This is a genomic window from Pseudomonas sp. 43A (assembly GCF_013363935.1).
Taxonomy (GTDB): domain Bacteria; phylum Pseudomonadota; class Gammaproteobacteria; order Pseudomonadales; family Pseudomonadaceae; genus Aquipseudomonas; species Aquipseudomonas crudilactis.
Map to the genome: position 1 here is coordinate 3,036,104 of NZ_CP054880.1, position 12,897 is coordinate 3,049,000.

The 12,897-nt window shown below is 59.5% G+C and carries 12 protein-coding genes; 5 read left to right on the forward strand and 7 right to left on the reverse strand.

The window, feature by feature from the left end; all coding sequences use genetic code 11:
• Nucleotides 1-6: 6 nt before the first annotated feature.
• Nucleotides 7-1,227 (forward strand): putative DNA modification/repair radical SAM protein, encoded by a 1,221-nt coding sequence (locus tag HUW52_RS13540; protein WP_007915071.1) that lies wholly within the window; start codon nt 7-9, stop codon nt 1,225-1,227.
• Nucleotides 1,224-2,057: a TIGR03915 family putative DNA repair protein gene (locus tag HUW52_RS13545; protein WP_175553916.1), complete on the forward strand. Its 834-nt coding sequence runs from the start codon at nt 1,224-1,226 to the stop codon at nt 2,055-2,057. The genes HUW52_RS13540 and HUW52_RS13545 overlap by 4 nt, the downstream gene beginning before the upstream one ends.
• Nucleotides 2,058-2,307: 250 nt before the next feature.
• Here HUW52_RS13545 and HUW52_RS13550 read toward each other — a convergent pair whose 3' ends face one another.
• The 5 genes from HUW52_RS13550 to HUW52_RS13570 form a co-directional block, all read right to left on the reverse strand.
• A complete protein-coding gene (locus HUW52_RS13550; RefSeq protein WP_008086978.1) occupies nt 2,308-3,327 on the reverse strand; it encodes a branched-chain amino acid aminotransferase in 1,020 nt (339 codons plus the stop codon).
• 248 nt (nt 3,328-3,575) lie between these two features.
• A complete protein-coding gene (lpdA, locus tag HUW52_RS13555; protein WP_175553917.1) occupies nt 3,576-4,949 on the reverse strand; it encodes a dihydrolipoyl dehydrogenase in 1,374 nt (457 codons plus the stop codon).
• Nucleotides 4,950-4,956: 7 nt separating this feature from the next.
• Nucleotides 4,957-6,225, reverse strand: coding sequence for a dihydrolipoamide acetyltransferase family protein (locus HUW52_RS13560; protein WP_175553918.1), 1,269 nt, complete (start codon nt 6,223-6,225; stop codon nt 4,957-4,959).
• The gene (locus HUW52_RS13565) at nt 6,226-7,284 is read right to left on the reverse strand and encodes an alpha-ketoacid dehydrogenase subunit beta (RefSeq protein ID WP_003224000.1); all 1,059 of its coding nucleotides are present in this window, start codon (nt 7,282-7,284) and stop codon (nt 6,226-6,228) included.
• Between the two features lies 1 nt (nt 7,285).
• A complete protein-coding gene (locus tag HUW52_RS13570; protein ID WP_016985244.1) occupies nt 7,286-8,521 on the reverse strand; it encodes a 3-methyl-2-oxobutanoate dehydrogenase (2-methylpropanoyl-transferring) subunit alpha in 1,236 nt (411 codons plus the stop codon).
• A gap of 185 nt (nt 8,522-8,706) precedes the next feature.
• Here HUW52_RS13570 and bkdR point away from each other — a divergent pair, with 185 nt between their 5' ends.
• On the forward strand, nt 8,707-9,195 hold the full coding sequence (bkdR, locus tag HUW52_RS13575) for a Bkd operon transcriptional regulator BkdR (protein ID WP_016985245.1): 489 nt from the start codon (nt 8,707-8,709) through the stop codon (nt 9,193-9,195).
• Between the two features lie 3 nt (nt 9,196-9,198).
• Here the strand turns inward: bkdR and HUW52_RS13580 are convergent, their stop codons facing one another.
• Both HUW52_RS13580 and HUW52_RS13585 read right to left on the reverse strand, forming a co-directional pair.
• Nucleotides 9,199-10,056: a tyrosinase family protein gene (locus tag HUW52_RS13580; RefSeq protein WP_016985246.1), complete on the reverse strand. Its 858-nt coding sequence runs from the start codon at nt 10,054-10,056 to the stop codon at nt 9,199-9,201.
• A gap of 125 nt (nt 10,057-10,181) precedes the next feature.
• On the reverse strand, nt 10,182-11,045 hold the full coding sequence (locus HUW52_RS13585) for an MBL fold metallo-hydrolase (RefSeq protein ID WP_175553919.1): 864 nt from the start codon (nt 11,043-11,045) through the stop codon (nt 10,182-10,184).
• 91 nt (nt 11,046-11,136) lie between these two features.
• On the opposite strand from HUW52_RS13585, the gene HUW52_RS13590 reads away from it, so the two are divergent.
• Together HUW52_RS13590 and HUW52_RS13595 are read left to right on the forward strand one after the other, a co-directional pair.
• Nucleotides 11,137-11,478 carry a helix-turn-helix transcriptional regulator gene (locus tag HUW52_RS13590; protein ID WP_007915092.1) on the forward strand — a complete coding sequence of 114 codons (342 nt, stop codon included), beginning with the start codon at nt 11,137-11,139 and terminating at the stop codon, nt 11,476-11,478.
• 167 nt (nt 11,479-11,645) lie between these two features.
• The gene (locus tag HUW52_RS13595; protein ID WP_175553920.1) at nt 11,646-12,890 is read left to right on the forward strand and encodes an FAD/NAD(P)-binding oxidoreductase; all 1,245 of its coding nucleotides are present in this window, start codon (nt 11,646-11,648) and stop codon (nt 12,888-12,890) included.
• Nucleotides 12,891-12,897 lie beyond the last annotated feature (7 nt).

Sequence of the window (12,897 nt, forward strand, 5' to 3'; positions counted from 1 at the left end):
CGCGCCATGCAAATCATCGACAAGCTCAGCATCCTCGCCGACGCCGCCAAGTACGACGCCTCCTGCGCGAGCAGCGGCGCGCCCAAGCGCAGCTCCGAAGGCAAGAGCGGGCTGGGTTCGACCGATGGCATGGGCATCTGCCACAGCTACACGCCGGACGGCCGCTGCGTATCGTTATTGAAGATTCTGCTGACCAACTTCTGCCTTTACGATTGCCAGTACTGCGTCAACCGCCGCTCCAGCGATGTCCCGCGCGCACGCTTCACCCCCGAAGAAGTCGTCGCGCTGACCATGGATTTCTACCGGCGCAACTGTGTCAGCGGATTGTTCCTCAGTTCGGGGATCATTCGTTCGGCGGACTACACCATGGAGCAACTGGTGCGGGTGGCGAAGCTGCTGCGCGAAGAGCATGAGTTTCGCGGGTACATCCATCTCAAGACCATTCCTGAAGCCGATCCGGCATTGATCGAAGAAGCGGGACGCTACGCTGATCGCCTGAGCGTCAATATCGAATTGCCGACCGATGCCAGCCTGCAAGTGCTGGCGCCGGAGAAGGACATCAAGTCGATCAAGCAGGCGATGAACACCATCTACACCGGCGTGCAGACGGTGTTGAACGAACCGCGCTCGGCAAAGTTCGCCCCGGCCGGGCAGAGCACGCAGTTGATTGTTGGCGCCGACGACACCGATGACAGCACCATCCTTCACAGCGCCCAGGCCTTGTACGGCAACTTCCGACTGCGGCGGGTTTACTATTCGGCCTTCAGCCCGATCCCCGACAGCCCGAAAAGCGTGCCGCTGGCCGCGCCGCCGCTGATGCGCGAACACCGTTTGTATCAGGCCGATTTTCTCTTGCGCAGTTATGGCTACAGCGCCGATGAACTGCTCAAGGGGCCGGGCAATCTGGCGCTGGACATCGACCCGAAACTCGCCTGGGCGTTGCAGAATCGCGAGGTGTTCCCGCTGGATCTGAATCGCGCCGAAGCATCCCTGATTGCGCGTATTCCCGGTATCGGCCTGCGCACCACCGAACGACTGGTGGAGTTGCGCCGACAACGACGCATTCGTTACGAAGACGTCGCGCGCATGCGCTGCGTGCTGGCTAAGGCCAAGCCGTTCATCATCACCAGCGACTACCATCCGCAGCAGGCCGAAGTCACCAGCCATTTGCTCTATCAGCAATTGCGTGACCGGCCGATGCCGCAGCAGATGGGGCTGTGGGGATGATCAATCTTGATTGCGATGATCTGTTCGACACTTGGCGCCAGCAGGCGCGCTGGCTGCTGAGCCATGAAGTCGATCCGAGTCTGGTGAGCTGGGCCTCGGAGGGTGTGGGTGATCTGTTTGCCAGTGATGAGCCGGTGCCTGAAGGGCAGGGGCCGTTTACGGCGAAGATCCCGCGCGTGTTGCTCGATACGCTGGAGCAGGCTTCGCGATATCGCGGTGATCAACGTTGGAGCTTGTTGTATGAGGTGCTGTGGCGGGTCAGCCATGGCGACCGCACGGCGATGATGGCCGGTGACAAACTCGGCAGTGAGCTGCAGCGACGGATCAAACAAGTCAATCGCGAAGCCCATCATCTGCATGCATTTGTGCGCTTCATCGAACGCCCGTCATCCAGCGCGGGTCCGCAGTACGTGGCGTGGCATGAGCCGGCCCACGACATTCTGCACAGCGCCAGCGAGCACTTCATCGGGCGCATGGGCCGCCACCGCTGGTTGATCGCCACGCCACGTGACGGGGTTTATTACGATGGCGAGCAACTGATACATCAGCGGCAATGCCCGCTGGAATGGCAGCAGTTGGCGCAGAACGTCGACGATCCTCATGGGGATCTGTGGCTGACCTATTACAGCCACATCTTTAATCCAGCGCGTTTGAACGAGAAGGTCATGCAGGGGCATTTGCCGGCGCGGTTCTGGAAGAATCTGCCGGAGGGGGAGTTGATTCCGGGGTTGATTACGCAGGCGCGGATGGGGAAACAGCAGAATGGGCAGGCGAGTGGGATTGCTGATCGACTTGGTAAACGGATAACGCTGAAAAGCCCCTCACCCTAACCCTCTCCCAGAGGGAGAGGGGACTGACCGAGGTGTTCTCGCGTACTACATCGACCTGAACGATCAGGTCGAACTCAGGTTTTGAACGGCACAAAGATCGGCCCCCTTTCCCCCTCGCCCCCCTGGGGGAGAGGGCTGGGGTGAGGGGGAAAAGATCTCCAGCCTTACCCAAAAAAACCAACAACCACAATCAAAAAAGCCCCCCACCAATCACTCGGTAGAGGGCTTTTCTACATCAACACCCGTCAGATCAAACCTTGACGATCCAGCCCGCTGGCGCTTCGATGTCGCCGGTCTGCACGCCCGTCAGCTCTTTGTAGAGCTTCTGGGTCACAGGACCCACTTCGGTCTCGCTGTGGAACACATGCAGATGGTCGTTGTAGCTGATACCACCGATCGGGGTGATCACCGCAGCCGTACCGCAAGCGCCGGCTTCCTTGAAGTCCGACAGCTTGTCGATCAGCACGTCGCCTTCAACCACTTCCAGGCCCAGACGCGATTTCGCCAGTTCGATCAGCGACAGGCGGGTGATGCCTGGCAAAACCGACGGCGAGTTCGGGGTGATGAACTTGTTGTCGTGGGTGATCCCGAAGAAGTTGGCCGAACCGACTTCTTCGATCTTGGTGTGGGTCATCGGATCCAGGTAGATCGCGTCGGCGAAGTTGGCTTTCTTCGCTTTCGAGCCTGGCATCAGGCTGGCCGCGTAGTTGCCGCCGACCTTGGCCGCGCCGGTGCCTTGTGGTGCCGCGCGGTCGTAGCTGGAGATCTGGAAGTTGTGCGGGGTCAGGCCGCCCTTGAAATAGGCACCGACCGGAATGCAGAAAATCGAGAAGATGAACTCGGGAGCAGTGCGCACGCCGATGTTGTCACCCACGCCGATCACGAACGGACGCAGGTACAGCGCGCCGCCGGTGCCGTACGGCGGGATGAAACGCTCGTTGGCGCGAACCACGGCTTTGCAGGCTTCGATGAACTGCTCGGTGTCGACTGTCGGCATCAGCAGACGCGCGCAGCTGCGTTGCATGCGCAGGGCGTTCTGGTCCGGGCGGAACAGGTTGATCGAGCCGTCCTTGCAACGATAGGCCTTCATGCCTTCGAAGCACTGTTGGCCATAGTGAAGGGCAGTCGAGCCTTCGCTGATGTGCAGCACGTTATCTTCGGTCAGGGTGCCTTTGTCCCACTCGCCATCGCGAAAGTACGACAGATAGCGTTTGTCGGTCTTGATGTAGTCAAAACCCAGCTTGTCCCAATTGATGCTTTCGTTACCCATGACACCCTCTATCACTGAACAACCGCCGAAACGGTTCAAGGCTTCTGACGTTTTTTGGATGGGCACAACAATACTTCATTCTTGAGCGGTTTCGCAGCCCGGACTATCGGATGACAGACAGATAATTCCGGTTGCCCTAGAGAATTCGCGAGCAAGTAGAATCGTCGCACCGTCGCTCCCACATTTGAAATGCATTCCCTCTGTGGGAGCGAGCTTGCTCGCGAAGGGGCCATCACTGCCACCGTTCATCACATATGCAACGCATGCCCGAGGGCACGCAACGCCGCCTCCTGCACCGCTTCACCCAATGTCGGATGCGCATGAATGGTGCCGCCGATATCTTCCAGCCGCGCGCCCATTTCCAGGCTTTGCGCAAACGCCGTGGACAGCTCGGAAACCCCGACGCCCACCGCTTGCCAGCCGACAATCACATGGTTATCCCGACGAGCGACCACGCGCACGAAGCCGCTTTTCGATTCCAGCGTCATCGCCCGGCCGTTGGCGGCGAACGGGAAGCTCGACACGATGCAGTCCAGCCCCGCAGCCTTGGCCTCGTCCGGGGTCTTGCCGACCACCACCAGTTCCGGGTCGGTGAAGCACACCGCAGCAATCGCCGTCGGGCTGAATTCACGGGTTTTGCCGCTGATCAACTCGGCAACCATTTCGCCTTGAGCCATGGCGCGGTGGGCCAGCATCGGTTCGCCGCTCAAATCGCCAATCGCGTAGACGTTACGCATGCTGGTCTGGCAGCGGCTGTCGATCTTGATTGCCGAACCGTTCATGTCCAGATTCAGCGCTTCGAGGTTCCAGCCCTGAGTATTCGGTTTGCGACCGACGGCGACCAGCACCTGATCGGTTTCCAGATTCAGGGTTTCGCCCTCCGGATCGCGCACCTGCAAAGTACCGTCGAATCCCAGCACGCTGTGTTTGAGGTACAGCTTCACGCCCAGCTGCTTCAGCGCGTCATGCACCGGTTGCGTCAGTTCAGCGTCGTAAGCCGGCAGGATGCGATCCTGCGCCTCGACCACACTGACGTCGGCGCCAAGCTTGCGATAAGCAATGCCCAGCTCCAGACCGATGTAACCGCCGCCCACCACGACCAGGCGTTTTGGCACGGATGTCGGTGCCAGTGCTTCGGTGGAGGAGATGATCGGTCCGCCAATCGGCAGGATCGGCAGATTAACGCTGGTCGAACCGGTGGCCAGCACCAAGTGCTCGCACTGGATGCGCGTGTCGCCAACGTCAACGGTTTTGCCGTCGATGACTTTGGCCCAGCCATTGATGACCTGAACCTTGTTCTTTTTCAGCAAGGCAGCGACGCCGGTGGTCAGGCGATCAACGATGCCGTCCTTCCACTCGACGCTTTTGCTGATGTCGAGGCTCGGCGCCGAAACGCTGATGCCCAGCGCCGAATGCTGGCTGTGGTGCTGGGTCTGGTGAAACTGTTCAGCCACGTGAATCAGCGCTTTCGATGGGATGCAGCCGATGTTCAGGCAGGTGCCGCCCAGCGATTGGCCTTCGACCAGAATCGTCGGGATGCCCAGTTGCCCGGCGCGGATTGCCGCTACATAACCGCCGGGGCCGCCGCCGATGATCAGCAGCGTAGTGTTCAGAGATTGCATGCGCGCCTTACTCCACAAACAAAGTGGCAGGTTGTTCGATCAAGCCACGAATGGCCTGGATGAAGAGGGCCGCGTCCATGCCGTCGACCACGCGGTGATCGAAGGAACTGGAGAGGTTCATCATCTTGCGGATCACCACCTGGCCTTTGACGACCATTGGCCGTTCGACGATTTTGTTGACGCCGACGATCGCCACTTCCGGCAGATTCAACACCGGCGTGCTGACGATACCGCCCAGCGCACCGAGGCTGGTCAGGGTGATGGTCGAGCCGGACAGCTCATCGCGGCTGGCCTTGCCATTGCGCGCGGCGTTGGCCAAACGCGAGATTTCCGTGGCGCTGTCCCACAGGCTGCGCGCCTCGGCGTGACGCACCACCGGCACCATCAGGCCAACATCGCTTTGCGTGGCTACGCCGACATGTACAGCGCCGAGGCGAGTGATGACCTGGGCTTCGTCGTCGTAACGGGCATTCATCTGCGGGAAGTCGCGCAGGGCCACAACCAGCGCGCGGACGAGGAACGGCAGCAAGGTCAACTTGCCACGGCTGGCGCCGTGTTTTTCATTGAGATGTGCGCGCAGTTCTTCAATCGCGGTGACGTCGATTTCTTCGACGTAGCTGAAATGCGCGGCACGCTGAGTAGCGTCCTGCATGCGCTGGGCGATCTTGCGGCGCATGCCGATCACTTGAATCTGTTCTTCGTCATTACGCTGGGCGTAAGCGGCAGCCGCCGGCGCTGAGGCGTTCGACTGACCTTGCGCCAGATAGGCTTCAAGGTCTTCGTGCAACACACGACCGGCCGGGCCGGAACCGCGCACCAGACGCAATTGAATACCCAGATCCAAGGCGTGTTTGCGCACGGCCGGCGAGGCGAGCGGACGCTCGTCGGCCTCGCGGGCAATCATCGGGCCTTGGCAAACTGCAGCAGGACGCGGTGCGGCAGCCGTTGTGCTTTCCACCACGGTTTCAACTTTCGGCGCCGCAGGCGCTTCTTTGACGGGAGCAGGCGCGGCCGATTCTTTCAGATTGCCGGCACCTTCAACCTCAATGCTGATCAACACACTGCCAACCGCCATCACTTCACCCGGCTGACCACCGAGCGCAATCACTTTCCCGTGGACCGGCGACGGAATATCGACCATGGCCTTGTCGGTCATCACGTCCGCCAGCACCTGATCTTCAACGACCAGATCGCCAACCTTGACGTGCCACTGCGACAGTTCTACTTCTGCGATGCCTTCGCCGATGTCCGGCATCTTGATAACGTGCGTGCCCATTCAGACCTCCATGACCCGTTTCAACGCCGCACCTACTCGGGACGGCCCTGGGAAATACGCCCACTCCTGCGCGTGCGGGTAGGGGGTGTCCCAACCGGTGACGCGTTCGATCGGCGCTTCCAGGTGATGGAAGCAATGCTCTTGCACCAGCGACACCAGTTCGGCGCCGAAACCGCAGGTGCGGGTGGCTTCGTGAACTACCACGCAACGGCCGGTTTTCTTCACCGATTTGACGATGGTTTCCAGGTCCAGCGGCCACAGGCTGCGCAGGTCGATGACTTCGGCATCGACGCCGGATTCTTCGGCCGCGACTTGCGAGACGTAAACGGTGGTGCCGTAAGTCAGCACGGTCACGTCCTTGCCGGGACGGGTGATCGCGGCAACGTCCAGCGGCACGGTGTAGTAACCGTCCGGGACCTGGGCTTGCGGGTGTTTCGACCACGGCGTTACCGGGCGGTCGTGGTGGCCGTCGAACGGGCCGTTGTACAGGCGTTTCGGCTCGAGGAAGATCACCGGGTCATCGTTTTCGATGGAGGCGATCAACAAGCCTTTGGCGTCATACGGGTTGGACGGCATCACGGTGCGCAAGCCGCACACCTGAGTGAACATCGCCTCGATGCTCTGGCTGTGGGTCTGACCGCCATAGATGCCGCCGCCGCATGGCATGCGCAGGGTCATTGGTGCTGTGAACTCGCCAGCCGAGCGATAACGCAGGCGCGCCGCTTCGGAAATGATCTGGTCGGAGGCCGGGTAGACGTAGTCGGCGAACTGAATCTCGGCGACCGGACGCAGACCGTACGCGCCCATGCCGACGGCGACGCCGACGATGCCACTTTCCGAGATCGGTGCGTCGAATACGCGGGAGGTGCCGTACTTGGTCTGCAGGCCCTCGGTGCAACGGAACACGCCGCCGAAGTAGCCGACGTCCTGACCGAACACCACCACATTGTCGTCACGCTCAAGCATCACATCCATGGCCGAGCGCAGGGCCTGGATCATGGTCATGGTGGTCGTGGTCATGGCGGTTTCCAACTGAATATTGTTGTTGTGGTCGTTCATGTCAGATCCCCAACTGCTGACGCTGGCGCTTCAAGTGCTCCGGCATCTCTTTGTAGACGTCTTCGAACATGGTTGCGGCGCTTGGAATCTGGCCGCCGGCGAGGGTGCCGTACTGTTCGGCCTGTTTCTGCGCGGCAATCACTTCGGCTTCGAGCTCGGCGCTGACGGCAGCGTGCTCTTCGTCCGACCAGTGGCCGACTTTGATCAGGTGCTGCTTGAGGCGCGCAATCGGGTCACCGAGCGGGAAGTGACTCCAGTCATCGGCCGGGCGGTATTTGGATGGATCGTCGGAGGTCGAGTGCGGGCCAGCGCGGTAGGTGACCCATTCGATCATGGTCGGGCCGAGGTTGCGGCGGGCGCGTTCGGCGGCCCAGGCAGAGGCCGCGTAAACCGCGTAGAAGTCGTTGCCATCCACGCGCAACGAGGCGATGCCGCAACCGACGCCGCGTCCGGCGAAAGTAGTGGCTTCACCACCGGCGATGGCCTGAAAGGTCGAAATCGCCCATTGGTTATTCACGACGTTGAGGATCACCGGCGCACGATAAACGTGAGCGAAGGTGAGGGCGGTGTGGAAGTCTGATTCGGCGGTGGCGCCGTCACCAATCCACGCCGAGGCGATTTTCGTGTCGCCTTTGATCGCTGAAGCCATGCCCCAGCCAACCGCCTGAATGAACTGGGTGGCGAGGTTGCCGGAGATGGTGAAGAAACCAGCGTCCTTGACCGAATACATGATCGGCAACTGGCGACCCTTGAGCGGATCGCGCTCGTTGGACAGCAGTTGGCAGATCAGGTCGACCAATGGCACTTCGCGGGCCATCAGAATGCTTTGCTGGCGGTAGGTCGGGAAGCACATGTCGTCGATGTTCAAGGCCAGCGCCTGAGCACTGCCGATGGCTTCTTCGCCGAGGCTTTGCATATAGAACGACATTTTTTTCTGACGCTGGGCGACCACCATGCGGTTGTCGTAGATGCGCGTCTTGAGCATGGCGCGCATGCCTTTACGCAGAATCTCGACCGGCACGTTTTCGGCCCATGGGCCGAGGGCGTTGCCCTGATCGTCGAGTACGCGAATCAGCCCACGCGCCAGGTCGGCGGTGTCGGCAGGTTCAACGTCAATGGAAGGTTTGCGCACCGTACCGGCATCGGTCAGATGCAGGTAGGAAAAATCGGTTTTGCAGCCTGGACGGCCCGAGGGTTCAGGGACGTGCAGACGCAGCGGTTCATACGCTTGGGTCATGGCTTCTACGCTCGATCTTGTGAATTTCTTGTAGTGAGCTGGCAGTCATTCTTCGGTAGAAGAAATCTTGTCCTACAACAATCATAGGCCCGGGCAAGAAGAATATTTATCTCTGTTTCATTGCGCTGGAGACGATTTGCAGATAGAAATTCTGCATAAACATAAAAAACAGGTGGTTTTGTCTCATGCGCAAACTGGACCGTACCGACATCGGCATTCTCAACAGCCTTCAGGAGAATGCGCGCATCACCAACGCCGACCTCGCACGCTCGGTGAATCTGTCGCCAACGCCGTGCTTCAATCGGGTCAAGGCAATGGAAGAATTGGGCCTGATTCGCGAGCAGGTGACGCTGCTGGATGCCGACCTGCTGGGGCTGCACGTGAATGTGTTCATTCACGTCAGCCTGGAAAAACAGGTCGAGGAAGCGCTGCAGCATTTCGAGGAAGCCATTTCTGATCGCCCCGAGGTGATGGAGTGCTACCTCATGGCCGGAGACCCGGATTACCTCATCCGGGTCTTGGTCCCGACCATTCAGTCGCTCGAACGCTTCATGATGGACTTCCTGACCAAAGTGCCGGGTGTGGCGAATATCCGGTCAAGCTTTGCGCTCAAGCAGGTGCGCTACAAGACCGCGCTGCCGTTACCCGCTAACGGTTTGACGCTGGGCAGCTGAGGGTCATATGTAGTCATAGCGGTAATCGAGCTCTGTGGTGAAGAGGGTTTGTTGGACGGTATAGGTTGGTACCCAGGGTGCCGGCTCATTGGCGGGATGAAAGATCAGCACGGTTTCGTTCATGCCTGTCGAGCCGGCCTCGTTGGTAAAGCCCGGAGTGCCAGGGTGTTGATGTTTCCAGCGCTCCCACAACAAGTCGAGGTAGCAGTGGTGCAGGAAGAAGATCGGATCATTGGGTGAGGCGGCTTGCGCCATGCTGCCGCCTATCCAGGCATGTACCGGATTGTGCAGTTCGGTTTCCGAGATGTTTTCCCAGCCGCTTGCCTCCATCCAGTAAGGCGTACTGTTGAGCGTCGATATGACGGTCTCTGCGGTGGGCAGTGCGCCGTTTGCCCCGAGATCTCGACGAATGCCGGTGTTGCCGATGCCCTCGTCCCAGACTCTCACTTCGAACTGCGATTGCTCTCTGGAAAACGGGCCGCTGGTGACGCGCTGATCTTGCAGGCTGTCACCGTTTGAACCCATGAAGTCCGAGGTGAAGGGGTTGTCGGCCCCGGTCAGTTGCCAGTTCCAGTAGGGCAGGGTGATGGTCGGATCATTGGCGGCGGACTGCAGGGCCAGTTCGAACTGGCGGATCAGAATCCGGTGCCACGGATAGAACAGCGGGCTTCGATGCGGGTTGGGCGTCAGCGGATTGCCGCGGCCCATCGAATTTTTGTGGATCTGGACAAAATCATCGTAGCGGCTTTGCTGTCCGGGTCGCAGCACGCTGTCGACATTGTTCTTCAGCCTCAGGATGGCATCGATGAAGGCGGATTTCTGTTGCGGTGTCATGTCACGGTGATTACGACGAATATCCATATTGCGAAAACTCCATTGAATGTTTGCCCAATGGAGTCTGCTCGCTTACAGGATTTTCACCAGTTCACCACCCTCGACAGAGTTCGTAGGAAAAATAATCCGGCGACGTCCCGAGCGATTTTTTCCTATAGGGAATTGAGCGGAATCTTCAGGTAAACCACGCCGTTTTCCTCGGCCGGTGGCAAATTCCCCGCCCGCACATTCACCTGAATCGCCGGCAGCAACAGCGTTGGCATACCCAGCCCCGCGTCACGTTTTGTGCGCATCTCGACGAACGCCGCTTCATCGATTCCGTCATGCACATGAATATTGCTTTTGCGCTGCTCACCGACCGTGCTTTGGCACTGCGATTCGCGGCCTTCTGGCGGATAGTCGTGGCAAACGTAGAGTTTCACGCTGGCGGGGAAGGCGAGCAGTTTGTGGATCGAAGCAAACAACTGATGGGCGTTGCCGCCGGGAAAGTCGCAACGCGCGGTGCCGACGTCCGGCATGAACAGCGTATCGCCCACCAGAATCTGCTCGCCATCGATCAAATAAGCCATGTCCGCCGGGGTGTGGCCGGGCACATGCAGGGCCGTGGCCTTGAGATTGCCGATACGGAACGATTCGTTCGGTGCAAACAAATGATCGAACTGCGAGCCATCAACGCAGAACTCCGGCTCCAGATTGAAAAGAGCCTTGAACACGTTCTGCACTTTGCTGATCGATTCACCGATAGCGATTTTCCCGCCCAGCTCCCGGCGCAGATAAGGCGCGGCGGACAGGTGATCGGCGTGGGCGTGGGTTTCCAGCAGCCACTGCACTTGCAGATTGTGGGTGCGGACGAAGGCGATGATCTTGTCGGCCTGCGCGGTGCAGGTGCGCCCGGCGGCGCCGTCGTAATCGAGCACCGGATCGACGATCGCGCATTGCCCGCCATCGGTTTCATAGACCACATAGCTGTAGGTCGAGGAGGCGGGGTCGAGGAAAGCTTCAATCTGCGCGGGCATGGACACCAACCTGAACAAGGAAAATGGGTTGCAACACTTTATCTAAAAACATAATGTTCGCAGCTTAAGTGACCTTGAAGGCATCGTGCAAATGCAATCCAGTCTGACCGAATGTGAAGTCGCCCAACTGCGCGCCTCGGCCTCCAAGGCCTGTGCGCTGCTCAAAGCCATGGCCAATGAGGATCGTCTGCTGATCCTGTGTCAACTGACCCAGGGCGAACGCAACGTCGGCGAACTGGAAAAGATGACCGGCGTGCGCCAGCCGACGCTGTCCCAGCAATTGGGCATCCTGCGCGATGAAGGGCTGGTCGCGACCCGTCGTGAAGGCAAGTACATTTTCTACGGGCTCGCCAGTCCGGAAGTCATCCAGGTGATGAAAACCCTCTCCGGGTTGTATTGCGGCGCCGTGCTGAAAAGTCTCGGCCATCAATAAAATGCCAGCCAACACGCTATCCCAATGTAGGAGTGAGCCTGCTCGCGATAGCGGTAGGTCAGCCAGAACATTCATTGACTGACACACCGCTATCGCGAGCAGGCTCACTCCTACAATGGATGTGTGTGAGGCCAATTAATCCTTGCGTGCAGCAAAAGGAACAAGCAATGAACGATCAACACTGGGGCCCATCCATCAGTGCAGACATCGTGGTTATCGGTGGTGGTACGGCCGGTATCGGTTTTGTCGCCAGTCTGCTCAAACGTGATCCGAGCCTGAACATCACGGTCATCGAGCCGAGCACTCACCATTACTACCAACCGGCGTGGACGCTGGTCGGCGGTGGCGCTTACGACGTGAAGGACACGGTCAGGCCGATGGCCAAAGTATTGCCGCGCCAAGCCACTTGGATACAAGCCGCCGTCACCGGCATCGATCCCGACAAAAAACAACTCACCCTCAACGACGAGCGTACGGTCAGCTATCAAAACCTGATCGTCTGCCCCGGCCTGCGTCTGGCCTGGGAGAAGATCGAAGGCTTGCAGGAAAGCCTCGGCCAGCACGGCGTTACTTCCAACTACAGCTATCAGCATGCGCAGTACACCTGGGATCAAGTGCAGAAACTGCGCGGCGGCAAAGCGCTGTTCACCCAACCGGCGATGCCGATCAAATGCGCCGGCGCGCCGCAAAAGGCGCTGTATCTGTCTTGCGATCACTGGCTTAAAAGCGGATCGCTGAACAACATCCATGTCGAATTCAATCTGGCCGGCGCCGCGCTGTTCGGCGTGGCGACGTTCGTCCCGCCGCTGATGAAGTACATCGAAAAATATCACGCGCAATTGGCCTTCAACTCGAACCTGGTCAAGGTCGACGGCCCAGCCAAAACCGCATGGTTCGAGATCAAGGACGCCGACGGCAACGTCACCCGCGAAGCGAAAACGTTCGATTTACTGCACGTGGTGCCACCCCAGGTCTCGCCGGATTTCATCGCCCAAAGTCCTCTGGCCGACGCCGCCGGTTGGTGCGAAGTCAACCCGCACAGCCTGCAACATCCGCGTTATCCCGAGGTGTTTGCACTCGGCGATATCTGCGGCACCAGTAACGCGAAAACCGCCGCAGCAGTGCGCAAACAAGTGGTGGTGGTCGCGGAAAACCTGTTGGCCGCGCGCAAGCAACAACCGCTGCCGCTGAAGTACGACGGCTATGGTTCCTGCCCGCTGACGGTGGAGAAGGGCAAGGTGATCCTTGCCGAGTTCGGATACGCCGGCAAGTTGCTGCCGACCTTTCCACTGGACCCGACGGTGGCGCGGCGTTCGGCATGGTTTCTCAAGGCGACGCTGTTGCCGTGGTTCTACTGGAACGGCATGCTCAAGGGTCGCGAGTGGCTGACAAGCCTGTCCAAGGTCGACTGAGAAAACC